This is a genomic window from Rugamonas sp. DEMB1 (genome assembly GCF_029834475.1).
In the GTDB taxonomy this organism is placed as follows: Bacteria; Pseudomonadota; Gammaproteobacteria; order Burkholderiales; family Burkholderiaceae_D; genus Rugamonas; species Rugamonas rubra.
This window is the reverse complement of sequence record NZ_CP122407.1, coordinates 1,193,793-1,218,385: the sequence shown is the minus strand read 5'-3', so window position 1 is coordinate 1,218,385 and position 24,593 is coordinate 1,193,793. Positions and strand designations below refer to the sequence as shown.

18 protein-coding genes and 4 pseudogenes are annotated in these 24,593 nt (G+C 66.6%); 19 read left to right on the top strand and 3 right to left on the bottom strand.

Annotated elements, in window-relative coordinates:
• Positions 1-27 precede the first annotated feature (27 nt).
• On the top strand, positions 28-675 hold the full coding sequence (locus QC826_RS05555; RefSeq protein ID WP_093384447.1) for a response regulator transcription factor: 648 nt from the start codon (positions 28-30) through the stop codon (positions 673-675).
• A 198-nt stretch (positions 676-873) separates the two neighbouring features.
• Positions 874-2,457: a GGDEF domain-containing protein gene (locus QC826_RS05550; RefSeq protein WP_279764731.1), complete on the top strand. Its 1,584-nt coding sequence runs from the start codon at positions 874-876 to the stop codon at positions 2,455-2,457.
• Positions 2,458-2,549: 92 nt separating this feature from the next.
• Here QC826_RS05550 and QC826_RS05545 read toward each other — a convergent pair whose 3' ends face one another.
• Complete coding sequence (locus tag QC826_RS05545; RefSeq protein WP_279764730.1) at positions 2,550-4,322, bottom strand: hypothetical protein; 1,773 nt, start codon at positions 4,320-4,322, stop codon at positions 2,550-2,552.
• Between the two features lie 265 nt (positions 4,323-4,587).
• Positions 4,588-5,853 carry an IS4 family transposase gene (locus QC826_RS05540; protein ID WP_279764729.1) on the bottom strand — a complete coding sequence of 422 codons (1,266 nt, stop codon included), beginning with the start codon at positions 5,851-5,853 and terminating at the stop codon, positions 4,588-4,590.
• A gap of 390 nt (positions 5,854-6,243) precedes the next feature.
• On the opposite strand from QC826_RS05540, the gene QC826_RS05535 reads away from it, so the two are divergent.
• From QC826_RS05535 to QC826_RS05495, 9 genes and pseudogenes are all read left to right on the top strand, one after another.
• Positions 6,244-7,809 carry a flagellin gene (locus tag QC826_RS05535; RefSeq protein WP_279764728.1) on the top strand — a complete coding sequence of 522 codons (1,566 nt, stop codon included), beginning with the start codon at positions 6,244-6,246 and terminating at the stop codon, positions 7,807-7,809.
• Positions 7,810-7,896: 87 nt separating this feature from the next.
• Positions 7,897-8,274: a flagellar protein FlaG gene (locus QC826_RS05530; protein WP_279764727.1), complete on the top strand. Its 378-nt coding sequence runs from the start codon at positions 7,897-7,899 to the stop codon at positions 8,272-8,274.
• A 328-nt stretch (positions 8,275-8,602) separates the two neighbouring features.
• Positions 8,603-10,438 (top strand): annotated as a pseudogene (gene fliD / locus QC826_RS05525) (flagellar filament capping protein FliD); the annotation flags it as partial.
• A 556-nt stretch (positions 10,439-10,994) separates the two neighbouring features.
• Positions 10,995-11,222: a flagellar filament capping protein FliD gene (gene fliD, locus QC826_RS05520; protein WP_279766398.1), complete on the top strand. Its 228-nt coding sequence runs from the start codon at positions 10,995-10,997 to the stop codon at positions 11,220-11,222.
• 18 nt (positions 11,223-11,240) lie between these two features.
• On the top strand, positions 11,241-11,681 hold the full coding sequence (fliS, locus tag QC826_RS05515) for a flagellar export chaperone FliS (protein ID WP_279766397.1): 441 nt from the start codon (positions 11,241-11,243) through the stop codon (positions 11,679-11,681).
• A 3-nt stretch (positions 11,682-11,684) separates the two neighbouring features.
• Complete coding sequence (locus QC826_RS05510) at positions 11,685-12,014, top strand: flagellar protein FliT (RefSeq protein WP_279766396.1); 330 nt, start codon at positions 11,685-11,687, stop codon at positions 12,012-12,014.
• Between the two features lie 8 nt (positions 12,015-12,022).
• The gene (locus tag QC826_RS31175; protein ID WP_313872869.1) at positions 12,023-13,576 is read left to right on the top strand and encodes a flagellar hook-length control protein FliK; all 1,554 of its coding nucleotides are present in this window, start codon (positions 12,023-12,025) and stop codon (positions 13,574-13,576) included.
• Positions 13,566-13,871 (top strand): annotated as a pseudogene (locus QC826_RS05500) (EscU/YscU/HrcU family type III secretion system export apparatus switch protein); the annotation flags it as partial. The gene QC826_RS31175 and the pseudogene QC826_RS05500, both read left to right, overlap by 11 nt.
• A gap of 157 nt (positions 13,872-14,028) precedes the next feature.
• Positions 14,029-14,790, top strand: coding sequence for a flagellar brake protein (locus QC826_RS05495; protein ID WP_093384469.1), 762 nt, complete (start codon positions 14,029-14,031; stop codon positions 14,788-14,790).
• Between the two features lie 152 nt (positions 14,791-14,942).
• Here the strand turns inward: QC826_RS05495 and fliE are convergent, their stop codons facing one another.
• Positions 14,943-15,284, bottom strand: coding sequence for a flagellar hook-basal body complex protein FliE (gene fliE, locus QC826_RS05490; RefSeq protein WP_279764726.1), 342 nt, complete (start codon positions 15,282-15,284; stop codon positions 14,943-14,945).
• Positions 15,285-15,552: 268 nt separating this feature from the next.
• Between fliE and fliF the strand changes: the two are divergent.
• The 8 genes and pseudogenes from fliF (at position 15,553) to fliM (ending at position 24,565) form a co-directional block, all read left to right on the top strand.
• Positions 15,553-17,296, top strand: a pseudogene (gene fliF / locus QC826_RS05485) (flagellar basal-body MS-ring/collar protein FliF).
• A pseudogene (gene fliG / locus QC826_RS05480) lies at positions 17,289-18,287 on the top strand (flagellar motor switch protein FliG). The pseudogenes fliF and fliG overlap by 8 nt, the downstream one beginning before the upstream one ends.
• Positions 18,280-19,038 (top strand): flagellar assembly protein FliH, encoded by a 759-nt coding sequence (locus QC826_RS05475; protein ID WP_279764725.1) that lies wholly within the window; start codon positions 18,280-18,282, stop codon positions 19,036-19,038. Before fliG ends, QC826_RS05475 begins: the two are co-directional and overlap by 8 nt.
• 99 nt (positions 19,039-19,137) lie before the next feature.
• A complete protein-coding gene (gene fliI, locus QC826_RS05470; RefSeq protein WP_093384484.1) occupies positions 19,138-20,547 on the top strand; it encodes a flagellar protein export ATPase FliI in 1,410 nt (469 codons plus the stop codon).
• 35 nt (positions 20,548-20,582) lie between these two features.
• Positions 20,583-21,023: a flagellar export protein FliJ gene (gene fliJ / locus QC826_RS05465; RefSeq protein WP_279764724.1), complete on the top strand. Its 441-nt coding sequence runs from the start codon at positions 20,583-20,585 to the stop codon at positions 21,021-21,023.
• A 64-nt stretch (positions 21,024-21,087) separates the two neighbouring features.
• A complete protein-coding gene (locus QC826_RS05460) occupies positions 21,088-22,722 on the top strand; it encodes a flagellar hook-length control protein FliK (RefSeq protein ID WP_279764723.1) in 1,635 nt (544 codons plus the stop codon).
• 346 nt (positions 22,723-23,068) lie between these two features.
• Positions 23,069-23,575 carry a flagellar basal body-associated protein FliL gene (fliL, locus tag QC826_RS05455; RefSeq protein WP_279764722.1) on the top strand — a complete coding sequence of 169 codons (507 nt, stop codon included), beginning with the start codon at positions 23,069-23,071 and terminating at the stop codon, positions 23,573-23,575.
• Between the two features lie 6 nt (positions 23,576-23,581).
• Positions 23,582-24,565: a flagellar motor switch protein FliM gene (gene fliM, locus QC826_RS05450; RefSeq protein ID WP_093384496.1), complete on the top strand. Its 984-nt coding sequence runs from the start codon at positions 23,582-23,584 to the stop codon at positions 24,563-24,565.
• Positions 24,566-24,593: the final 28 nt, after the last annotated feature.

The following is a 24,593-nucleotide window of genomic DNA, read 5'->3' as shown; positions in this document are numbered from 1 at the left end:
GACGACCCAACACATGACGATTCAACCATGACCGACAAAGCCCTCATCAAGGTGTTCATCGCCGACGACCACGCCATCGTGCGCGAGGGCCTCAAGCAGATCCTGGCCGAGACGCGCGACATCGTCGTCGCCGGCGAGGCCGAGAACGGCCTCGACGCCATCAAGCTGTTCCGCAAGTCCGAGTGCCAGGTGATGCTGCTCGACATCTCCATGCCCGACCGCAGCGGCATCGAGGTGCTCAAGCAGATCAAGAAGGAGAAGCCCGAGCTGGCCGTGCTGATGCTGTCGATGCACCGCGAGGACCAGTACGCGATCCGCTCGCTCAAGGCCGGCGCGGCCGGCTACCTGACCAAGCAGAGCGCGCCCAAGGAGCTGGTGACGGCGATCCGCCAGGTGGCCGGCGGCCTCAAGTACATCAGCGCCGCGCTGGCCCAGGAGCTGGCCAACCACGTCGGCGAGGACCACGAGGCGCCGCCGCACGACTGCCTGTCCGACCGCGAGTACCAGACCCTGACCATGATCGCCTCCGGCAAGACGGTGGGCGACATCGCCAAGGAGTTGTCGCTGTCGGTCAAGACGGTCAGCGAGTACCGCGCCCGCCTGCTGGTCAAGATGAAGCTGAAGAACAGCGCCGAACTGACCCACTACGCCATCAAGAACCAGCTGATCGAGTAGGCGTTGCGCGGCCGATACTAGCAAAACACAAGTAAGCGGACGATTTGCGCGGCCGGTGTTTGTAAGATGATAAGATGGTGGTCGGCCTGGCAAGCCGCAAAGTGAGCTGCCTTCCCCCGCCTTATTGGCCGAATGGCCGGCCGGGGGCTCGCATATCATTGAGCTAGTCAGTAATCCCTTAAAGAGGCTGTGCGCACCATGTCGAACAAAACACCCCCGGCCGCCGCGGCCGAGCAGAACCCCGCCGATATCGCCCGCGAGGCCTTCCGCCGCCTGGCCGCCCACCGCATCGCGCCGACCCCGGAAGCCTACCGCGCCGCCTACTGCGAGATCGCCGGCATCGCCAACAGCGCCGACGAGGCCGCCGCGCCGCTGGGCGCGGCCGACCCCGGCCCGGAAAACCTGCTCGCCGAGTTCGCCACCCGCCTGAGCGAGACGCCGGGCGACCTGACCGACTTCGGCCGCCGCTTCAACCGCGCCGTCAAGGCGCGCGACTGGGACGGCTACGCCAAGGCGCTGTCGCAGCTGGTCGAGCGGCTGGCCAAGAAGCCCGGCGTGGAGAGCCTGGTGCCGGACGGCGAGCACACCCGCGTGCTGCGCGACCTGCTCAGCCGCACCCTGACCTTCGCCGTCGCCTCGCTGCTGACCGGCACGCCGGCCCTGGTGGCCGAGGCCGAGTCGCTCGGCGCCGCCACCAAGCAGGCCCACAGCGAGGAGGCGCTGGCCGAGATCGCCCTGCGCCTCAAGCAGCTGTGCTACCAGATCGAACTCAAGAGCGGCGACACGGCCGAGCAGCAGGAGCTGCTGCTGCGCCTGTTCAAGCTGCTGCTGGAGAACGTCAGCGAGCTGCTCGACGACGACAGCTGGCTGCGCGGCCAGATCGAGGCGGTGCAGAACCTGATCGCCGGGCCGATCGACCAGCGCGCGCTGGAGGACGCCACGCGCAGCCTGAAGGACGTGATCTACAAGCAGAGCCAGCTCAAGCACAGCCTCTCCGACGTCAAGCTGACCGTCAAGAACATGATGATGACCTTCATCGACCGGCTCGGCCAGGTGGCCGCCTCGACCGGCGACTTCCACGAGAAGATCGGCGGCTACTCGGAGAAGATCAGCCGGGCCGACAACATCAACGAGCTCAACCAGATCCTCGACGAGGTGCTGCGCGAGACCCGCATCGTGCAGACCGAGGCGCTGCGCGCGCGCGACAAGATGGTGCTGGCGCGCCAGGAGGTGCAGGACGCCGAGCAGCGCATCCACGCGCTCGAGGCCAAGCTGCAGCATATGAGCGAGCTGGTGCGCGAGGACCAGCTGACCGGCAGCCTGAACCGGCGCGGCCTGGACGACGTGTTCGAGCGCGAGACGGCGCGCGCCGACCGCCGCGGCACGCCGCTGTGCATCGCCATGCTCGACCTGGACGACTTCAAGCGCCTCAACGACACCTACGGCCACATCGCCGGCGACGCCGCGCTCAAGCACCTGGTGAAGATCGTCAAGGACACGCTGCGCTCGATGGACGTGATCGCCCGCTTCGGCGGCGAGGAGTTCCTCATCCTGCTGCCCGAGACCTCGGTCGAGGCGGCCTCGCAGACCATGACCCGGCTGCAGCGCGAGCTGACCAAGCACTTCTTCCTGCACGACAACGAGAAGGTGCTGATCACCTTCTCGGCCGGCGTGGCGCTGCGCCGCCCCAACGAGGACCAGGGCGAGCTGGTCAAGCGGGCCGACAAGGCCATGTACACGGCCAAGCAGACCGGCAAGAACCGCGTCGTCGTGGCCGATTAGTGCCAGGCCAGTAGCCCTCCCTTGTTATCGACGTGAAACGCCGATAACAAGGTGCGTTGGCAGGGCGGCGCCGACCTCTCGGCACTTGAAAATCAGGTCGCAGGCAGTTTAACTGGCAAAGCGACCGTAACGGTCTGAACGGTGCTCTTGATGCCATCGGCCTGCGCATCCAGATTGAACACCCCGTCAGTCAAACCGCTCAGCGTAATGCTCCAACGCCCTTGGGCATCGGCAACCGTGCTCACCGAAGTCAACCAAGTGGTGTCGCGGTTGACAGCCGTCAGCATCACCGTAGCACCCGGCGAGGCGGTCCCGGTCAGAGGCAAGTCTGATTGCGTCCAGCTAGCGGCTGGCACGATGATTGTCGGCACGACGGCATCGGTGATGGTGACATTGACACTGGACGACGGAACCACCGAGTAATTGATATCGCTGCTGGCGACAGTATGACCGATGCTGCTGCGGTGAACGCCTTCCGTAACACCGTCGTTCAAGGCCTGCACACTAACGACCTGCGGAACGTTCCAGTTTTCCGGCGTAAAGGTCAACTGGGAGCGCGCCACACTGAGTTGTTTTCCGGGGGTGATGTTGACGATGACATTGGCATCCGGCACTTGCGCCAGCACTGCGGTGTAGGTGGCCGCAGCGCCACCTTCCGTCAGCGACAGTGCGCCGGCCGACACGTTCAGCCCGGCAGCCACGCCCAGATCGGCAATGCCTATCGACTTCATCCCGTTACTATTTGCGTGGGAACCAAAGACGAGATAGCGGCCATCAGCGCTAAATGCAGTCGAGGTAACGGCGCGAGTACCGTTAGACGCGCCTGGAACGATCCGTGTGTTTTTTGTCAGTCGATCATACACATACAAGTTGAGTCCAGTGTAAGCAATATAGCGACCATTCCCACTCATTGTAGGGTTACCGATACTACCTCCGGCAGTAGTTTTACTAACGAGCTCGGTGGTTCCGGCGCGGCGGTCACGCACAAAAATCCCTCCCTGCGGTGGCGCCGACGGGGTAGTCAAGGTGTTATCTGCCGAAAGAAACATGACTACGCTTCCGTCGACACTCATTACCGGATAGCCTCCGCCTTTAGTGCCAAGCACTCCAGCCGAACTGACATTAATGCGTTCCGTCGTGCTGGTGGCGCTGTCAAAGACGGACACATCCTCTAGGCCACTGCTTGGTAATACCCGCCCGGCATAGGAGAGATACCGGCCATCCGCACTGATATTGATGGTGCCGGGCATACTTCCAACATACACATCCTTAGCCGTGCTGGTACGCGTTGTTTTGTTTAGCATATTCCTGACGAAGAGCGAATACACGTTGTTGACGTCCGGTGCACGGTAGGCGACATAGTGCCCGTCGGCACTAATCGCCGCAGCTAGCGTCCTGACGATCCGGTTCGCGGTTGGATTAGGCAACATTTCCGTTTTATTGGCAATTCGATCATAAACATAGTAGGCCGCTCCATTCGCCGCCCCGCCCATGGCGGCAGTGTCGCAGCCAAATATCACGTAACGGCCGTTCGCGCTGATCGAAGGGGCTTCACACTTGGCGTTGGTCGGCGCGACACCGTTAATCGTCAAATTTGCCTGAGTACTGATGCCCGAGCCAACGTCATAGACGTAAATTGTGCTACCCCCTTTTCCATCAATTGCCATCAATCTGTAGGCGACATAACCCCCATCCGCGCTAACTGAGACGTTGAGGCCTGACTGTGGCTGCAAGGGGGTGTAAGTGACGGTAATGTCTGGTGCAGCAAATGCTGCGCCAGCACTTAACACCAGCCCCATCCCCAACATGGCACTAGCAATACTGTTACGGCCGCATTGGCCCAAACGCCGATTCGATGATTTCATGAAAAACCCCTTTTTAAATATCATAAAAACAAAACCATAAATTATTTCCAAATGGAAAATAATAACCCCAAAAGAAATATATCATAGGATTAACATTGCCAATAAGTAATTTTGTTGAGAGCTGTTTGCCCTGTTGATCTTCATGAACAACGTTAGCCCGAAACTCACTGGTGGGCGATGGCCGCCAGCGGCATTGGCGATGCATCTACGGAACGCCTTTCCCCACTCCTCCCCATGCACCCCAATCCACCCAAGTTAAGGCTTTTCAGCAATTTTTCTGACTCATTGCCTTGTGTGGTTTTCGGCTAGGACTTCGTGGTTTTGAGAGATTTTCACGGTGGCGATAGGTCCGGCCGGCAATCAAGTCGAGCAGTTCCCGCGGCAGTTTGGCGACCTTTCTGCCGATCCTTCCGCCAAGCAGGAGGATGGGCAGCAGCGGCTTGAGCGTGGTATGGGCATAGGCGTGGTTGATGCGTTGGTTGTCCGGCAGATCGGCGTCGGCATGGGCGGTCAGGGCGACGAGGGCCTGCAGGATGTCGCAGACGATTTTGGCGGCCACGTCCTGGGCCACGGCTTGCTGGGTCAATCCGGTTACGTGCTCCAGATTGAGCCGGTGCTTGAGTCGCTTGAACGCCTCCTCGATACCCCAGCGCTTGTGGTACAGCTCGGCGAAGCAGTCGGCCGGGAAGAGCTGTTCGTCGAGCAGGTTGGTCATCAGAACACGCTGCTCGCCGCCGGGCGAGACGTTGCGAACCAGGCACACGCGCTGCGGTTTGCGCGGGCATTCGTAGTCATGTGCGTCGCGCTTGTTCGGCGCGGGCAGCATGACCACTCGCTCCAGCGCGGTCGAGCGCATGAACGCGCGCACGCAGGCAAAGCTGCTGGCATTGTCGACGCGCATGCAGAATTTGATGGCGCGGTCGTTGAGCACGGCGACCAACCAGCGGCAGGGGTAGCCGCGGTCGAGCAGCAGCAGGTCGTCCGGCGACAGCCGGTCCAGGTGTTCGAACAGGAACTGGCGTTCGCCGCATTCGTGGACGTTGTGCAGGGAGGCCGCGAGCATCAGATCCGGCCCCGGCAAGAACAGGCCGAACAGGATTTGATCGGCCAGCGCGGCGCGCTTAACATGGCTGGCCCGCAGACCGAAACGCACCGTCGAGGCGTCGGCGGCGACCAGGCGCAGTCCGCGCCAGCGCGACACAAAGCCGTCCGTTTCGGCGCGCGCGATGAGCCAGTCGTTCAGGCCGGGAATGGCGGTCGCAGACAGCTTGGCGCGCGCTTGGGCGAACGCCTGCTCCGATACTTCGCGGACCAGCTGGGCTTGTTGGCGAAGATGGGCAAAGAAGGTGTCCAGTTCGGCCTGGATGCCCATCCGCATGCCCGTCAACATGATGGCGACCAGCGTCGGCAAGGGCAGCTTGCGACAGCGTGAAAACGCCGTCGGATGGTCCGCGTGGCGCGCATCGTGGAGAAATTCTGTTGAACATAGTCGGGCAGCGAAATCCTGGAACAGCATGGTCAGAACGGACATGGCAGGCAGTGGGAATAAAAATCCACACTGGCGGCCGCGCTTTTAATGCGATGTCAAGTGCATATTAAATAATATTGATAATAAATCATTTAACCGCATACAATTTCCCTAACTTGGGTAATGGATTGCCATGCACCCGGGCGAAACGCAAAAAAACAGGGCGAAAATATAATTATTTTCACCCTAAAGATTGGCCGTGCGCTGTCGTTTAAGCGAACATGAGTGTCGGATGTTTAGCCCAGAAGAAAGATATTTAGCAAGCTTTTCAGGTTAAGTTTTCCCGTGCGGCAACCGTTATCCATTACAACGGCGGTTTGAATGTCTCGGAATGTGGAGACAGACCAAAGTGAACTGAGCAGCTAGCCCGAATCGAATACCTGGAGAAACATCATGGCACAAACCATCAACACCAATATTGCTTCGCTGAATTCGCAACGTAACCTGACCGGCTCCCAGTCCGCCCTGTCGACGTCGCTGCAACGCCTGTCGTCCGGTTTGCGCATCAACAGCGCAAAAGACGACGCCGCCGGCCTGGCCATCTCGGAACGCTTCACTTCGCAAATTCGTGGCAATACCCAGGCAGCGCGCAACGCCAACGACGGCATCTCGCTGGCGCAAACGGCCGAGGGTGGTTTGAGCACCGCCGGCGACCTGCTGCAACGTATCCGCGAACTGGCCGTGCAGTCGGCCAACGGCACCAACTCCGATTCCGACCGCAAATCGATCCAGGGCGAGGTTTCGGCCCTGTCGCAGGAACTCGACCGCGTCGCCAACACCACCCAGTTCAACGGCCAGAACGTGCTGGACGGCTCGCTGACCTCGTCGCAGTTCCAGGTCGGCGCCAACGCCAACCAAACCATCAACGTCGGCGTCCAATCGGCCCGCGCCACCGATATCGGCAACAACGCGCTGAGCGCCTTGTATGGCGATGTCACGGCGAACAGCTCGAGCGCCACCGTCACCGACAAAAACGCGATCACCGACCAAACGCTGAGCTTCACCACCAACACCAGCAACACCGCGAGCACCGTCGCCGTGACGGCCGGCGACAGCGCCAAGAGAATCGCCGCCAACGTCAACGCGCTGACCTCGAAAACCGGCGTGACGGCCACCGCCACCACCACCGCGACCCTGAGCGGCGCGGGCGGCGCGACGGCAGCCGCCATCGCCGACGGGTCGATCCAGTTCGAGTTGCGTGGTGACAACTCGGTCGAGAACGACGCGAACTCCTCCCCCGTGATGGTTTCGGCCAACATCAAGGGCGGCGACCTGTCGGCGCTGGCCCAGGCGATCAACGCCCAGGTCGGCACCACCGGTATCAGCGCAGCGGTCAAGGTCGGCGAATCCGGCAAAAAAGAGATCCAGCTGACCAACTCGTCGGGCTCGGACATCCAGATCAAAAACACCAACGGCGCGGCCAACGACTCGCTCGCCGCCGCCGTCTTGCGTGGCGCCGACAAGCCGGCCAACGGCAACGTGCCCGCCGTCCGGGCGGCGGAAACGGCCGCCATCGGCGCCCCCGCTGGCGCCGGCACCTTCGCAACCGTCGGCGGCCACCTGGACTTCTCGTCCGACAACGGCTTCTCCCTGTCGTCCGACAAAACCGACATCGTCACCGCCGCCACCGGTTCGGACCTGCAATCGGTCGCCAAGCTCGACGTCAGCACCGTCGACGGTTCGAACAAGGCGCTGCGCACCATCGACGCGGCCCTGAACCAGATCAACAGCAACCGCGCGGCCCTCGGTGCGATCCAGAACCGTTTCGCCTCGACCATCTCGAACCTGAACACGACGACGGAAAACTTGTCCGCCTCGCGTAGCCGGATTCAAGATACCGACTTCGCGTCGGAAACGGCCAACCTGACGCGCGGCCAGATCCTGCAACAAGCCGGTACCGCGATGTTGGCCCAGGCCAACTCGCTGCCGAACGGCGTGCTGTCGCTGCTGCGTGGCTAATCCGGTGTGAGTTAGGAAAAACACATCGAATTCGACCGCTTCCCCGGCTGCCTCGCGCAGTCGGGGATTTTTCACAAAGGAAGCATCATGACTATCGACTCAATCGGTTCGGCCGCACCGGCCAGAACGGCGGAGCGGCCACAGTTCGGCGCCGAGACGGCCGCCCTGCAGCAGGCCGGGCGCGCGCCCGCCACCGCGCTGGAGACGGCCGCCGCCGTCAAGGGCCCGGCGCCCACCCCCACGCTGGAACAGGTGACCCACGCCGTGTCGGAATTGAACAAATCGTCGCAGGCCAAGTCGCAGGGCCTGGAGTTCTCCATCGACCAGGACAGCAAGCGCACCGTCGTCAAGGTGATCGACCAGACCACCAAGGAAGTGTTGCGCCAGATCCCCTCGCCCGAGGCCTTGGAGATCGCCAAGTCGCTCGGCTCGACCAAGGGTTTGCTGATCAAGCAAACCGCCTGAGGCGGCGCGCCGCGTGCGCGCCCGCCTTTTCCTCGCCCGACACCCCGGCGAGCGCTACCATCGTGTGTTGTCGGCGCCTGCGCGCCCGAACCGCGCCGCTGTCCCCTCCCCCCTCCGCCCGCCGCGTCAGCGCCGCCGCCCGTATTTCCCGCACCGTTTGCCCGCTTTTTGAGCGAACCATGAACAAGCCCGGCTTTCCCCCTCTCAAGTCGCCTTTGATTCTGCCGATAATGTCTTATATTAATGTTTTACACAGGAGTTCATCGTGGGCATATCCTCACCAGGCATCGGATCGAATCTGAATGTCAACGAGATCATCAGCAAGCTGATGGCCGTCGAGTCGGCGCCGCTGACCACGATGGACAAGAAGGCGGCGTCCTACCTGACCCAGGTGACGGCCTTCGGCACCCTGGCCGGCGCGGTCGGTAGCTTCCAGGCCTCGCTGGCGGGCCTGAGTTCGCTGTCGAGTTTCCAGTCCCTCAGCAGCAACTCCAGCGACGCCAACGTTCTCACCGGCACGGCCACCAGCAAGGCTCAGGCCGGCACCTACCGGGTTAGCATCAGCCAGGTGGCACAGGCGCAAACGCTGGCCTCGGGCGGCAACAAGACCAGCTCGGCGGCGATCGGCCTGGGCGGCAGCAACGTGATTAGCATTTCCATGGGCACCACCAGCGGCGGCACCTTCGGCCTGGCCGGCGGCACCCTCGGCAGCGGCGTGCTCAGCGGCGGCATCACGCCCGGCGCGCTGAGCATCAACAATACCGCCATCGCCACCGACGCCAGCACGCGCAGCGCCAAACTGCTGGCCGACGCCATCAACGCCAAGAGCGCCACCACGGGCGTGTCGGCCAAGGCCAGCGCCACCACCACCCGCGCCGACCTGTTCGGCGGCGCCGGCGCCAGCAGCTTCGGCAATGTCGACACCGGCGGCGGCGGCAGTTACGCCTTGACGGTCGGCGGCATCACGCTCGCCACCCAGGCCGCCGGCGTGGCCGGCGGCACCGGCGTCACGGCCGCCAGCATCGACGCCGCGCTGACCGGCGACACCGCCGTCACCCGCGCCCTGGCCGATGCCAACCTGACCTTCAGCGGCAACGCCGCCGACGGCACGCTGCGCTTCAGCAACGCCGACGGCTCGAACATCGCCGTCGTCGAAAACGTCACCGGCGCCGTCAGCGGCGGTATCAACAACAGCGGCAGCGCCAACAACGGTTCGACCGTCACCGCGATCAGCTCGATCTCGCTGCAGTCGACCGACGGCAGCCAGATCAACGTGGGCGGCAGCAATCCGGCCGCCGCCGGCCTGACGGCCGGTATCGGCGGCGCCTACAGCGGCGCCACCTTCACCCAGGACGGCACCCGCAGCAGCGGCAACATTGTCATCGACAACAAGAACAATACGCTGCAAGGCATCCGCGACGCCATCAACAAGAGCAATTTCGGCGTCACCGCCAGCATCGTCTCGGACGGCAGCACCGGCAGCAGCGCCACGCCCTTCCATCTGGTGCTGACCTCCAGCGCGACGGGCGCCACCTCGACGATGAAAATCACCGTCAGCGGCAGCGGCGGCGCGGCGGCCGACCCGGCGCTGGAAGAGCTGCTCAGCTACGATCCGGCCGGCGTACAGAAATTGAGCCAGAAGACGGCGGCCCAGGACACCCGCGCCAACGTCAACGGCATCGACGTGACCAGTTCCTCGTCGAGCATCACCGGCGCCATCGAAGGGGTGACGCTGAGCGCCCTCAAGATCGGCAGCGCCAGCCTGACGGTGGCCAAGGACACCTCCACCGTCAACACCTCGGTCAACGGCTTCGTCAAGGCCTACAACGAGTTGAACAACCAGATCAAGCAGCTCAGCGGCTACGACGCCGACACCAAGTCCGGCGGCCCCCTGCTGGGCGACAGCACCATCCAGAACCTGCAGGCGCAAATGCGGCGCCAGCTGTCGGGCGCCATCCAGGGCTTGAAGGGCAATCTGACCAACCTGTCGCAGATCGGCATCTCGTTCCAGAAGGATGGCAGCCTGACCCTCGACAGCGGCAAGCTGGGCAAGGCCGTCGCCAACAATTTCAGCGACATCGCCGGCTTGTTCGCCGCCGTCGGCAAGAGCAGCGACGACCAGATCAGCTTCGTCAGCTCGACGGCCAAAAGCCAGGCCGGCAACTTCGCCATCGACATCACCAAGCTGGCCACCCAGGCCACCCAGCTTGCCGACACGGCGGCGCCGGCCGACACGGTGATCGCCGCCGACACCGTGTGGACCGTCAAGCTCAACGACGTGGTGCCCAGCGTCACCACCAACACCGCATCGGTGCGGCTGGCGGCGGGCAACTACACGCCCGCCGCGCTGGCCACCATGCTGCAATCGGCGATCAACGGCGCCACCAATTTCAGCAACGCCGGCGCCACCGTGGCGGTGAAGGTGGACGACAACGGCAAGCTGTTGATTACCTCGAACCGCTACGGTTCGAAATCGAACATCAGCCTGACCAGCGACACCGGCACCGCCGTCGCCGATCTGTTCGGCGCCGGCGCGCCGGTCGACGGCGTCGATGTGGCCGGCACCATCGGCGGTTATGCCGCCAAGGGCGACGGCCAAACCCTGACCGGCCAGCCCGGCGCACCGATCGACGGCCTGAAGCTGGAAGTGAAGGGCGAGGCCCATCGGCTCGCGCGGCAGCATCGGTTTCTCGCAGGGCTATGCTTACCAGCTCAACACCATGGCCAGCAGCTTCCTCGGCGCCAAGGGTCTGATCGCCAGCCGCACAAGCGGCCTGAACAAGAGCGTGCAGGACATCGGCAAGCAGAAGGACAAATTCAGCACCCGCCTGCTCGATGTCGAGGCGCGCTACCGCAAGCAGTACACTGCGCTGGACAGGGCGATGGCCAGCCTGGGGACGACGCAGCAGTACCTGACGCAACAATTGGCGGCCATCGCCAAGAACTAATTTCACAGGAGACCAACAATGTTCGGATCCCGACAAACCGGCGTCAACGCCTATGCCAAGGTGGGCATGGAAACCGGCGTCGTCGCCGCCAGCCCGCACAAGCTGATCGTCATGCTGTTCGACGGCGCCGTGGTGGCCCTCAACCAGGCCCTGCTGGGCATGCGCGGCAACGACATCGAGGCCAAGGGCAAGTCGATCTCGAAGGCCATCATGATCATCGACAGCGGCCTGCGCGCCTCGCTCGACAAAAAAGCCGGCGGCGAGATCGCCGAGGGCCTCGACTCGCTCTACGAGTACATGAGCGCGCGCCTGCTGACGGCCAACCTGAAGAACGACACCGGCATCGTCGAGGAGGTGCGGCGCCTGCTGACCGAACTGCGCGACGCCTGGAACGCCATCGGCGACACCCCGGCCGTGACCGGCAAACAGCCCCTTCCCACCACTCTCGCGAGCGCCTGACCCATGATGAACAACCAACAAGTGCTGAACGTGTACGGCGCCATGGCGCAATTGACCGAACAAATGCTGGCCGCCGCCCGGGGCAACGACTGGGACGGCCTGGTCTTGCTCGAGGAGCAATGCACAGCCCAGCTGCAACTGCTGACCGAACAGGAGCCGCGCGCGCCCATGCAGGGCGCCGAGCGCGAGCGCAAGATCGAACTGATCCGCCAGATGCTGACGGCCGACCGCCAGATCCGCGACCTGACCATGCCGTGGATGGCCCAGTTGTCCGCGCTGATCAACAACACCGGCGCCGAGCGGCGCCTGGCCGACGCCTACGGCGGCGTCTAAGCGGCGCCATGCTGCCGCGCATCGACGCGCTGGTGACGCCGGCCGGCCCGGTCTCGCCCGTCACCCCGCTGGTGCCGGCCGGCGAAGGCCGCCAGGAGGAGTTCCAGCGCTCGCTGCAAACCCTGGTGGGCCAGTCCTTGCAGGGCCACGTGCTGTCGCAGTACAAGGACGGCAGCTATTTGGTGCGGGTGGCCGGCAACGCCGCGCGCATGCAGTTGCCGGCCGGCGTGCAGGTCGGCGCCGAGGTGTCGCTGACGCTGCTGGCCGCCCAGCCGCGGCCGGTGTTCCAGTTCGGCGGCGAACACGCCCAGGGCGGCCAGGCCGCGCTGGTGTACGCCCAGCCGCCGCCCGGCCGCGCGCCGGCCGGCGGCGAGGCCGGCGGCCCGGGCGTCCCGCTGCCCTCGCAGGAAAACCACACCCCGCCCGGCGCCACGCCGCGCCCGCCGGCCGGCGCCAATCCGGCCGGCCAGCCGGCGCTGCCGGGCGGCGCGGCGGCCGGCGGCGCCCCGGCGACGCCGCCGGGCACCACGCCGGGCACGAGCGCCGGCGCCGCCTTGCCGGGCGCCGCCACGCCGCCGCCCCTCCCGAGCGGCGCCACGCCGGCGGCCGCGCCGGCCGGCGCGACGCTCCCGCCGCCCGCCGGCGCCGCACCGAACTCCGCAGTCAATCCGGCCGCCGCCCTGGCCACGGCCAACGCCAGCGCCAGCGCGACCCTGCTGGCGGCCGGCCTGCCGGCTGCCGCCGCGCCGGCCGCCGCCCGCCCGGCCCGCAGCCTGGCCGCCACCCTGCTGGGCCGCGCGCCGCTGACGCCGGCGGCCGACCTACCCGAACTCGACGCCGGCACCGAGCCGGCCACACTGAGCCAGACGGCGCGCGTGCTCACCAGCGTGCTGGGCACGGCCAACAGCGTGGCCGGCGCGTCGGCCGGCCTGGTCGGCCGCGCCGCCCTGGTGGCCAGCGGCGCGCCGCTGCCCGAGCAGCTGGCGCAGACGCTGCGCGAGACCATCGCCAACAGCGGCCTGTTCTATGAATCCCACGTCGCCGAATGGGTCAAGGGCCAGCGCACCCTGCCCGAGCTGATGCGCGAGCCGCAAATGCAGCGGCTGGCGCAGGGACTGGCGCAGGGCGGCGCCGAGACGGCCGCGCGCGCCGCCAACGCCGGCCCCGACTTGGCGGCGGCGCAAATGGTCAACCAGCAGTTGCACAGCCAGGAGCATGCCCGCGTGCAATGGCAGGGCGATGCCTGGCCCGGCCAGCCCATGCAATGGCACATCCAGCGCGAACAGCGCGAACAAGGCCAGCAGTCCGGCGGCCAGGACGACGGCGCCGCGCCGGAGCAGGTCTGGCGCAGCGGCGTGCGTTTCCGCTTCCCCCTGCTGGGCCAGGTCGAGGCCAGCGTGACGGTGGTCGGCGGCCAGATCCAGATCCAAGTGCAGACCGCCAGCGAGGAGTCGGCCGGCACCCTGCGCGCCTATGCCGAGCGGCTCGAAAGCGCCATGGCGGCGGCCGGTTCGCCGCTGTCCTCGCTGACCATCCGCGCCGGGGACCAGCATGACGGCTGACGACACGCCGCGCCGCCCGCTGCAACAGGCGGTGGCGCTGGCCTACCTGAGCGGGGCGCCGGCGCCGAAGGTGGTGGCCAAGGGGCGCGGCCTGATGGCCGAGCAGATCATCGACGTGGCCAACGAGCACGGCGTGTTCATCCACGAGTCGAAGGAGTTGGTGTCGCTGCTGATGGAGATCGACCTGGACCAACAGATCCCGCCCACGCTGTACCGCACGATTGCGGAACTGCTGGCCTGGCTATATCATATTGAAGCGGCGAAGAAGTCGGGCGCGCCCTTGCCGGCGGCGCCCTCGGGCGAGCCGGCGGCCGCGGCCGCCGAGCCGAGCAACACCCCGGAGAAGCCCGACGCGCCCGAACTGCGCTACTTGAACCCGGTGTTCAACAGCGCGCCCGGCGCCGCACCGGCCTCAGACACAGACATTTAACCGACTTAAGCGACTGGCTTGCATGCACCCACATATTCACGACGCGGAACTGGAAAACTGGCACGATTTCGAAATCGAGTCGCGCCGGGAGATCACCGCCCTGCTGCGCGGCATCGGCGAGAAGAACCAGCTGATCCGCATGCTGCTGCGCGGCGAGGCCGACGTTTGCGTCACCACCATCCTCGACGTGCAGCCCGAGCACAACGCGGTGATCCTCGACGCCTCGGTCGACCGCGAACAGAACCAGCGCATCGTCGGCGCCAGCAACATCACCTTCGAGACCACGCTCGACAAGATCCGCATCCTGTTCTCCGCCGAGAAGGTCGAACTGTGCTTCCACGAGGGCAACCCGGCGCTGCGCATCGCCCTGCCGGCCACGCTGATCCGCCTGCAACGGCGCGAGTACTACCGCATGAACACGCCGCTGAGCAACCCGGTGCGCGTCATCGTGCCGCTGCCGGCCGAGCTGGGCGGCGGCAGCCACCCCTTCCCGCTGACCGACATCAGCTGCGGCGGCATCGCCATCATGGACAACAAGCTGCTGCTGGGCGACACCATCGGCAAGAACTACCTGGACTGCCGCATTGACCTGCCGGAGATCGGCACGGTGGCCACCTCGCTGCAGATCCGCAACTCGATCGACCTGACCCTGCTCAACAACAAGTCCAACCGCCGCCTCGGCTGCGCCTTCGTCGACATCGCCCGCCCCATGCTGGCCCAGGTGCAGCGCTACATCACCAGGCTCGAACGCGAGCGCAACGCCCGCATCGCCGGCCTGGGCTGAGCCCCCGGCGCGGACGAAAACGCGGACGAAAAAAATCCGGCGGGCCTGGCGGCGGCGCCGGTCGTGTCAGACAGCCAGGGGAGTAGGGCCAGGGGTAAAGAGCCAGGGTCAGACCCTAGGGTCTGACCCTCGACGCCGCGCCGCCTTCCCGACTACACCTGCATGTTCATGATCTCGTGGTAGGCCGTCACCAGCTTGTTGCGCACCTGCACCGTGGCCTGGAAGTTGATGCTGGCCTTCTGCATCGACACCATCACGTCCGACAGGCTGACGCTGTCGTCGCCCGAGGAGAACTGCTTGCCCATGGCGCCGGCCTTGACCTGGCTGGCGTTGACCGCGTCCAGCGAGTTCTTCAGCGCGTCGGCGAAGTTGACCTTGGCCACCGTCGGCTCGGTCGGCACCACCGGCGGCGTCGCCTGCGGCCGCGTCGCGTGGGCCTTCAACTGCGCGATCATCGCCTGGATCTGGCTACTATCGATTCCACCTGTTCTCATTCTCGACTCCAATTCGTTGCTGCAACGGAACAAATTCCGCCGCACGGGTCCAGCGCCGGCGTTACAATGGCGACACACTTGCGCTGTCAGAGTGTCAGAATAACAAAAGCGGCGCCGTCCGCTGCGCCGAGCAGGACCGTAAACGGGGTCTGTTTCGGCGATGGGGCGGCGCCCGGGCGGCCGATAATGTGCTGTATTGGCCCATGCCCTCGCCGGACATGGGCGCGCCAAGCAAGCCAACCCACACCCAAGCACGCGGAATCCGACCATGGCAGTAGCCGAAGAACTCGACATCGACCCAGCAGTGCCCGGCCCCGAGGCCGAGCAGGCGGCGAAAGTGCCCTTCATCCAAACGCCGATGGGCAAGAACTTCCTGCGCGGCCTGGGCGTGGCCGCCCTGCTCGCCGTCGGCCTGGCGCTGTGGCTGTGGAACAAGCCGCCCGAGTACGGCGTGCTGTTCTCCAACTTCACCGACCGCGACGGCGGCGCCATCACCGCCGAGCTCGACAAGCTCAACGTCAAGCACAAGTTCTCCGACAGCGGCAGCGCCATCCTGGTGCCCACCGAGCAGGTGCACGACATCCGCCTGAAACTGGCGGCGCAGGGCCTGCCCAAGGGCGGCAACGTCGGCTTCGAGCTGATGGAGAACCAGAAGCTGGGCGTGTCGCAGTTCCTCGAACAGGTCAACTACCAGCGCGCCCTCGAGGGCGAGCTGGCCCGCTCGATCCAGTCGCTGGCCGCCGTCGACGCGGCGCGCGTCCACCTGGCGCTGCCCAAGCCGTCCGTGTTCGTGCGCGACCAGCAAAAACCCACCGCCTCGGTGCTGCTCAACCTGCACCCCAACCGCGTGCTCGACCCGCAGCAGACCAGCGCCATCATCCACCTGGTCGCCTCCAGCGTGCCCGAGCTGCTGCCGGCCAACGTCACCGTGGTCGACCAGGCCGGCAACCTGATCTCCGACCTGAACAAGAACGGCAGCGCCGGCGCCAACGCCAAGAACATGGACGAGACCCAGCTCAAGTACGTCAAGGAGATGCAGCTGCAGGTCATCAAGCAGGTCGAGTCGATCATCATCCCCATCGTCGGCGAGGGCAATGTGCGCGCCGAGGCGCGCGCCGACGTCGACTTCTCCCAGGTCGAGCAGGCCGCCGAGACCTACAAGCCGAACTCGCCGCCGGCCGCCTCGTCGATCCGCAGCCAGCAGACCAGCGAAACGGGCGGCAACGCCAACACCAATCCGTCCGGCATCCCGGGCGCCCTGTCGAACCAGCCGCCGGGCACCGCCACGGCGCCGCTGACGGCGGCCGCCCCCGGCGCCGTGCCCGGCGCGCCCGGCGTGCCGGCCAACAGCACCCTGGCCGGCGGCGACAGCCCGCGCCACAAGGAGTCGACCACCAACTACGAGGTCGACAAGACGGTGCGCTACGAGCAGCGCGGCATGGGCGGCCTGCGCCGCCTGACGGTGGCGGTGGTGGTCAACTACCGCCGCATCGTCGACAAGAGCGGCAAGGTCAGCGTCAAGCCCTACACGGCCGAGGAGATGGTCAAGATCAACGACCTGGTCAAGCAGGCGATGGGCTACAGCCAGGACCGTGGCGACGCCGTCAGCGTGGCCAACTCGCCGTTCGACGGCGTCGACCGGCCCTTCGAGCCGGTGCTGGAATGGTGGCGCGACCCGGCCAACCTGCCGATGGCCAAGGACCTGGCCAAGTTCCTCATCACCGCCCTGATCCTGCTCTACATCCTGCTGCGCATCGTGCGGCCGATGATGCGGCCGGTGCTCAAGAAGATCGACGACCTGAACGCGCCGCCGCCGGTGCCCGACGAGCCCGAACCGGAGCCGGAGGACTTCATCGACCACGAGCTGATCGCCGAAGAGGAGCTCAAGCAGATGGAGGAAAGCACGGCGCGCGGCTACCGCGAAAACCTGGCGCTGGCCAAGAAACTGGCCAACGACTAGCCCGCGCGTGGTGGCGCAGGTGATCAAAGCATGGATAGGCACAAATGACTGAGAATACTGGACTGCAAAAGGCCGCCATCCTGATGCTGGCGATGGGCGAGACCGAGGCCTCCGAGGTGATGAAGTTCCTCGGCCCGCGCGAGGTGCTCAAGCTGGGCGCGGCGATGGCCACCATGAAGGGCATCGCCCACGAGCAGGTGGTGCAGGTGCTGGAGGACTTCCGCACCCAGACGGAGATGAACTCGACCGTCGGCCTCGACTCGGACGAGTACATCCGCCAGGTGCTGACCAAGGCGCTGGGCGACGACAAGGCCTCGGTGCTGCTGTCGCGCATCCTGGGCGGCAAGGACGCCTCCGGCATCGAGAGCCTGAAGTGGATGGACTCGCAGTCGGTGTCCGAGCTGATCCGCAACGAGCACCCGCAGATCATCGCCACCATCCTGGTCCACCTCGAGCGCGACCAGGCCTGCGAGATCCTCGGCCACTTCACCGACCGCCTGCGCAACGACGTGGTGCTGCGCATCGCCACCCTGGACGGCGTGCAGCCGGCCGCGCTGCGCGAGCTCAACGACGTGCTCACCAAGCTCCTGTCGGGCAACGAGAACATCAAGAAATCCTCGCTCGGCGGCGTGCGCGCGGCGGCCGAGATCCTCAACTTCATGAGCGGCGAGCAAGAGGGTTCGGTGATGGACAACATCAAGAACTACGACAACGACATGGCGCAGAAGATCATGGACGAGATGTTCGTCTTCGACAACGTGATCGACATCGACGACCGCGGCATCCAGCTGCTGCTGCGCGAGGTGCAGTCGGAAATGCTGATCATCGCGCTGAAGGGCGCCTCGCAGGAGCTGCGCGACAAGATCTTCCGCAACATGTCGGCGCGCGCCAGCGAGATGATGCGCGACTAACCTCGAATCGAAGGGCCGGTGCGCCTGTCCGAGGTGGAAACCCAACAGAAGCAGATTTTGCAGATCGTCCGGCGCCTCGCCGACGAGGGCCAGATCGTGCTAGGCGGCAAAGGCGAGGATTCGTTTGTCTAATATCCCAAAAGAGCAGCAGTCGGCCTACCAGCGCTGGGAGATGACCTCCTTCGGCGACGAGCGCCCCAGCGTGCTGGCGGCGCGCGACGCCCAACAGGTCGAGATCGAACGGGCCGCCATCGCCGCCTTCGAGCAGCAGGAGACCGAGATCCGCGCCGCCATCGCCGAGCAGGAGGCGGCCGAGTTCGGCCCGCCGGCGCCGCCGCCGCCCGAGCATCCCAGCCAGGAGGAGGTCGACGCCATCCGCGAGCAGGCCCGCCTGGACGGCTACCAGGAGGGCCACGCCGCCGGCCACGCCGACGCCCTGGCCGACGGCAAGATCGCCGCCGCCGGGGAGCTCGAGCACCTGCGCGCGCTGGCCCTCAACTTCAGCGAGTCGCTGCGCGAGGCCGACCAGCTGATCGCCAACGAGGTGCTCGAGCTGGCCCTGCAACTGGCCAAGGGCATGCTGAAGAACGCGCTGCGCGTCAAGCCCGAGCTGGTGCTGCCGATCGTGCGCGAGGCGATCGAATACCTGCCGGTGTTGCAGCAGCCGGCGCTGTTGATGCTGAACCCGGAGGACGCCCCGCTGGTGCGCGCCGGCATCGGCGAGGAGCTCGACAAGGGCGGTTGGCGCGTCGTCGAGGACGGCCAGATCGGCCGTGGCGGCTGCAAGGTCGACACCGCCAGCAACCAGATCGACGCCCAGGCCGCCGCCCGCTGGCAGCGCCTGACCCACGCGCTGGGCAAGAGCGACGACTGGCTGGACTGAGCCGGCGCCGCCCGCGCCAACGCCGCCCGCCAAGCGGCGCCCCGATAGCAGCCCAACCTCAGCACAACCTCAGCACAACCTCAGCCCAGAATCAACCCCATGAGCGACACCCCCTCCCCCGCCAATCCGCACGCCGCCCGCTGGCAGGCCCACCTGGCCGACTGCGCCGCCGTGCTCGGCTTCGTCGAGCCGATGCAGGTGTCGGGCCGGGTGACCCGCGTCGCCGGCCTGGTGATGGAGGCGGTCGGCCTGCGCTTGGCGGTGGGCGCCGCCTGCACCGTGCCGCTGCCCAACGGCGGCAAGATCGAGGCCGAGGTGGTCGGCTTCGAGGGCGAGCGCCTGTTCCTCATGCCGCAGAGCGACGTCGAGGGCGTGGTGCCGGGCACCCGCGTGTTCCCGGTCGAACCGACCATCCCGCGTCCGGGCAGCGTGCCGCACCCGCGGCGGCGGCCCAGCGACCGGGCGCGCCACCTGCCGGTCGGCGCCCAGCTGCTTGGCCGCGTGCTCGACGGCGCCGGCCGCCCGCTCGACAAGCTCGGCCCGCTGCTGCCGGGCGACAGCGCGCCGATCAACGTGCGCCCGGCCAACCCGCTGGGCCGCGCCCCCATCGTCGACACGCTCGACGTCGGCGTGCGCTCGATCAACACCATGCTGACGGTGGGCCGGGGCCAACGGATGGGCCTGTTCGCCGGCTCCGGCGTCGGCAAGAGCGTGCTGCTGGGCATGATGGCGCGCTACACCGAGGCCGACGTGATCGTCGTCGGCCTGATCGGCGAACGCGGCCGCGAGGTCAAGGAGTTCATCGAACAGATCCTCGGCGAGGAGGGCCTGGCCCGCTCGGTGGTGGTGGCGGCGCCGGCCGACACGCCGCCGTTGATGCGCCTGCAGGGCGCCGCCTACGCCACGGCGATCGCCGAGCACTTCCGCGACCAGGGCCAGAATGTGCTGCTGATCATGGACTCGCTGACCCGCTACGCCATGGCGCAGCGCGAGATCGCCCTGGCCATCGGCGAGCCGCCGGCCACCAAGGGCTATCCGCCGTCGGTGTTCGCCAAGCTGCCGATCCTGGTCGAGCGGGCCGGCAACGGCGAGGAGGGCGGCGGCTCGATCACCGCCTTCTACACCGTGCTGACCGAGGGCGACGACCAGCAGGACCCGATCGCCGACTCGGCGCGCGCCATCCTGGACGGCCACATCGTGCTCAACCGCCGCCTGGCCGAGGCCGGCCACTACCCGGCCATCGACATCGAACAGTCGATCAGCCGGGCGATGCACTCGATCACCTCGCCCGAGCACCAGCAGCGCGCCCGCATGCTCAAGCAGTTGTACTCGCGCTACGAGCGCAGCCGCGACCTGATCGCCGTCGGCGCCTACAGCCCGGGCAGCGACCCGGTGCTCGACAAGGCCATCGAGCTGCACGAGCGCATCGAACAATTCCTGCAACAACAAATCACCGAACGGGTCGGCATGGGCGAGAGCTTGAGCCAACTTACCTCTCTATTCGAGTGATGGGCGCCGCCCCGCCCTGCCTATAATGGATCACCATGGCCTCCCAATCCCAACTCAACACCCTGATTGAACTGGCGCAGCGGGAAACCGACGACGCCGCCAAGCGGCTCGGCGCGGCGCTGGCGGCGGTGGCCGACGCCAAGCAGAAACACCAGATGTTGATCGGCTACCGCGACGAGTACGCCAAGCGCTTCGAGGCGGCCCAGGCCGCCGGCATCACGCCCATGGCCTACCGCAACTTCCAGGCCTTCATGGGCAAGCTCGACAACGCCATCACCGGCCAGCAGGAGGTGATCAAGCACGCCGAGCACCGCGCCGGGCAGGAGAAGGCGGCGTGGCAGGCCAGCGAGCGCAAGCGCATGTCCTACACCACGCTGAGCAAGCGCGCGGCGCTCGAAGCGCTCAAGCTGGAGGCCAAGCGCGACCAGAAACAGATGGACGAACACGCGGCACGACAAGCTTATTACAAACGCTGAGCCCGGCTCGGCGGCAACCCAGCGCGGCGGCACAGCGCCGCGCACCACTGAAAACGGCGCCACCATGCAAACTGCTCCTCTGCAACTCCCGACCCTCAACGCCAGCACGGCGTCGGCGCCGCCCAAGGTCAGCTTCAACGCCGGCGGCCAGGACAACCAGTTCCAGCGCGCCCTGTCGCGCGAGATCGAGCAGCGCCAGGCGCAGCGCGGCGCCGAGGCGCCGGCGCGGCCGGCCGCCAAACCGGCCGCCGGCCAAACCGGCGCCAAGCCGGCCACGCCGATCAAGCAGCCGAACCAGCAGGCGGCGCCGAAGGACGCCTCGGCCAACCGCGCCGCCGACAACGGCGGCAACGACTGCCGGCCGGGCGGCAAGTCCGAACTGCCCGTCGCCAGCGGCACGGCGACGGCGCAAACATCCACCGACAAGGACGACGCGGCCGACGCCAGCGACGCCCGCGACGCGCTCGACGGCCCGGTGGCCGACATGCTGGCCCTGGTGGCCGCCTTCAACCAGCCGGCGGCGCCCGCCGCCACCGCGCCCGCCGCGCCGCTGGCTGGCGGCGGCGGCAACGGCGCCGCCGTCGACGCCAAGACATTGGCCGACGCCGCCGCCGGACAGGCGCTGGCCTCGGCCGCGCTGACGGCCGGGGCGACCAGCGCCAAGCCGGCCGCCGACGCGGCCGAGGCCAACGCGGCGGCGGCCGACGCGGCAGCGGCTGAGCAGGCAGGCTTCAAGGCCTTGATCGCACAAGCGAACGCGGCGGCCAGCGCGGCCGAGGCCAAGCCGGGCGACGCCGCCACGGCGGCGGCCGCGCTGGCCAGCGCCACGCCGGGCGCCACTGGCGAACTCAAACGCGCCACACCGGCCGCCGCGCCGGCCGCGCCAAGCGCGCTGCCGAGCGCCGCGGACGGCGACGCGCTGGCCGCCGCGCTGGCCGACGCGACGCGCGCCGCCGCCCCCGGGGCCGGGGCCAAGGCCGGGGCCAAGGCCGAGGCCGACACCATCAACAAGATCGAAACCCGCGCCCAGCCGGCCGACAACGCCGCGCTCCAGGCGGCGCAAAGCCGGCCGCAGGCCGATGCCGCCCCGCTCGGCCTGCCCGCCGCCACCGAGGCCCGCGCCGAGACCCTGGCGGCGGCGCGCGAAGGCGCCGCGCCGGCCGAGCCGCACGCCGTCCAGGCGCCGGCCGCGTCCGCCGCGCAGGACATCGCCAAGGCCGCCTCGGCCGTGCCGACGGACAAGCTCAACGGCCGGGTCGGCAGCCCCGCCTGGGACCAGCAGCTGGGGCAGAAGATCATCTTCATGGCCGCCGGCGGCGAGCAGAGCGCCTCGCTGAGCCTGAACCCGCCGGACCTCGGCCCGCTGCAGGTGGTGCTGAGCGTGTCGAACGACCAGGCCAACGCCGCCTTCACCTCGGCCCAGCCGGAGGTGCGCCAGGCGCTCGAGGACGCCATGCCGAAGCTGCGCGAGATGATGAGCGAGGCCGGCATCACGCTGGGCAACGCCACCGTCTCGGCCGACACCTCGGGCCAGCAGCCCGGCTTCCAGCAGCAGGCGGCCTCGGCGCAGAACGGCGGCCGGGGCGGACGCGGCGGCAACGGCAATGACGGCGCCGGCCGCCCCGGCGCCGACGCCGACGCGGCGGTGCGCGCGCCGGCGCGGCGCCTGCCGGCCGGCGCGGTCGACACCTTCGCCTGAGGCGGCCGGCGGCCGGCGGCCGGCGGCGCAGCCTACTGGCGCCAAGCAAACCCCAGCGGCAAAATCGAGGGTCAGACCCTGAGGGTCTGACCCTGGTTCGTTGCCGTTGGGTAGTTTTCGCGACCCCGGGGCGCCTCGCCGAACGCCCCCCCCCTCCCTCCCCGTTTCCGCGTTTTCCAGCGCGTCCCGGCGTTTGTTGCCTGTTTCGCTATGGAAACGTCGAGATACGCCCTGTTCCCCCCTCTTTTCCACCGATCCAGCTGCGCACGCTTTGCCGATAATGACATAATGGCGTCATGATCCATTGACGCACCTTGCAGGGGTACCTTTGAAAGCGAATCCAAAAATGAAAGCTGATGCAAAAGCGGACGCGGCACCGGCTGGTGGCAAGAAAAAACTCTTGATCATCATCATCGCCGGCGTGCTGGTCCTGCTGGGCGGCGGCGGCGGCGCGGCCTGGTTCTTCATGCACGGCAAGTCCGGCGACGAGGCGCCCGCCAAGCCCAAGCACAAGGAGGCGTCCAAGTCCGGCCCGCCGGTGTTCGTGCCGATCGAGCCGTTCACCGTCAACCTGCAACCGGGCGAAGACGGCACCGACCAGTATCTGCAACTGTCGTTCACGCTGCAGGTGTCCGGGCTGGAGGAGGTCGAACTGATCAAGAACAATATGCCGAAGGTGCGCAGCCGCATGCTGTTGCTGTTGTCGGGCAAGCACGCCAACGAGATCAACACCCCCGAGGGCAAGAAGCAACTCAGCGACGAAATCATCGAACAGGCCAGGAAGCCGTTCGAGGAACGCGGCGCGCAGCAGGACGTGAGCGACGTGTTGTACACTTCCTTCATCATCCAGTAAGACATCATGGCCGATAATTTTCTCTCCCAGGAAGAAGTCGATGCCCTCTTGAAGGGTGTCAACGGCGATCAGGACGACGCGCAGGCGCCGGAAGACGTCGCGGGGGTCAGAACCTACAACCTGGCGACCCAGGAGCGCATCGTGCGCGGCCGGATGCCGACGTTGGAGATCATCAACGAGCGCTTCGCCCGCTTGTTGCGGGTCGGCCTGTTCAACTTCCTGCGCCGCAGCGCCGAGGTGTCGGTCGGCTCGGTGCGGGTGTCCAAGTACAGCGAGTTCATCCGCAATCTGGTGGTGCCGACCAACCTCAACCTGGTGCACATGAAGCCGCTGCGCGGCACCGCCCTGATGGTGTTCGACCCGGGCCTGGTGTTCCTGCTGGTCGACAACCTGTTCGGCGGCGACGGCCGCTTCCACACCCGTGTCGAGGGGCGCGACTTCACCCAGACCGAGCAGCGCATCATCCTGCGCATCCTCGACATCGTCTTCGAGGCCTACACCAAGTCGTGGGAGCCAGTCTTCCCGGTCGAGTTCGAATACATCCGCTCCGAGATGAACACCCAGTTCGCCAACATCGCCACGCCCAACGAGGTGGTGGTGGCGTCGACCTTCACCGTCGAGCTGGGCTCCGTCTCGGGCCAGATCCACTTCTGCATGCCCTACTCGATGATCGAGCCGATCCGCGACTCGCTCACCTCCAGCCTGCAGGGCGAGGCGCTCGAGGTGGACAAGCGCTGGATCCGCCTGATGACCCAGCAGATCCAGATCGCCGAGGTCGAGTTGCTGGCCACGCTGGGCACGGCCAAGGTCAACTTCGACGACATCCTCAACATGCGGGTCGGCGACATCATTCCGCTGACCATCCCGGAGATGATCTCGGCCACCGTCGACGGCGTGCCGGTGATGGATTGCAGCTACGGCGTGTTGAATGGACAATACGCGCTGAAGGTCGAGAAGCTGCTGGCCAACACCGACAACCTCAGCAAATAACAGAACATAACGGCGGCGCCCCCGGCGC

What these genes read in the sequence shown, in the direction of transcription:
- QC826_RS05550 (WP_279764731.1), top strand. Translation starts at nt 874, where the DNA reads ATGTCGAACAAAACACCCCCGGCCGCCGCGGCCGAGCAGAACCCCGCC.
- QC826_RS31175 (WP_313872869.1), top strand. Translation starts at nt 12,023, where the DNA reads ATGCTGCCGCGCATCGACGCGCTGGTGACGCCGGCCGGCCCGGTCTCG.
- QC826_RS05530 (WP_279764727.1), top strand. Translation starts at nt 7,897, where the DNA reads ATGACTATCGACTCAATCGGTTCGGCCGCACCGGCCAGAACGGCGGAG.
- fliJ (WP_279764724.1), top strand. Translation starts at nt 20,583, where the DNA reads ATGGCCTCCCAATCCCAACTCAACACCCTGATTGAACTGGCGCAGCGG.
- fliM (WP_093384496.1), top strand. Translation starts at nt 23,582, where the DNA reads ATGGCCGATAATTTTCTCTCCCAGGAAGAAGTCGATGCCCTCTTGAAG.
- QC826_RS05510 (WP_279766396.1), top strand. Translation starts at nt 11,685, where the DNA reads ATGATGAACAACCAACAAGTGCTGAACGTGTACGGCGCCATGGCGCAA.
- fliS (WP_279766397.1), top strand. Translation starts at nt 11,241, where the DNA reads ATGTTCGGATCCCGACAAACCGGCGTCAACGCCTATGCCAAGGTGGGC.
- QC826_RS05555 (WP_093384447.1), top strand. Translation starts at nt 28, where the DNA reads ATGACCGACAAAGCCCTCATCAAGGTGTTCATCGCCGACGACCACGCC.
- QC826_RS05540 (WP_279764729.1), bottom strand. Translation starts at nt 5,853, where the DNA reads ATGTCCGTTCTGACCATGCTGTTCCAGGATTTCGCTGCCCGACTATGT.
- fliE (WP_279764726.1), bottom strand. Translation starts at nt 15,284, where the DNA reads ATGAGAACAGGTGGAATCGATAGTAGCCAGATCCAGGCGATGATCGCG.
- QC826_RS05545 (WP_279764730.1), bottom strand. Translation starts at nt 4,322, where the DNA reads ATGAAATCATCGAATCGGCGTTTGGGCCAATGCGGCCGTAACAGTATT.
- QC826_RS05535 (WP_279764728.1), top strand. Translation starts at nt 6,244, where the DNA reads ATGGCACAAACCATCAACACCAATATTGCTTCGCTGAATTCGCAACGT.
- fliL (WP_279764722.1), top strand. Translation starts at nt 23,069, where the DNA reads ATGAAAGCTGATGCAAAAGCGGACGCGGCACCGGCTGGTGGCAAGAAA.
- fliI (WP_093384484.1), top strand. Translation starts at nt 19,138, where the DNA reads ATGAGCGACACCCCCTCCCCCGCCAATCCGCACGCCGCCCGCTGGCAG.
- fliD (WP_279766398.1), top strand. Translation starts at nt 10,995, where the DNA reads ATGGCCAGCAGCTTCCTCGGCGCCAAGGGTCTGATCGCCAGCCGCACA.
- QC826_RS05495 (WP_093384469.1), top strand. Translation starts at nt 14,029, where the DNA reads ATGCACCCACATATTCACGACGCGGAACTGGAAAACTGGCACGATTTC.
- QC826_RS05460 (WP_279764723.1), top strand. Translation starts at nt 21,088, where the DNA reads ATGCAAACTGCTCCTCTGCAACTCCCGACCCTCAACGCCAGCACGGCG.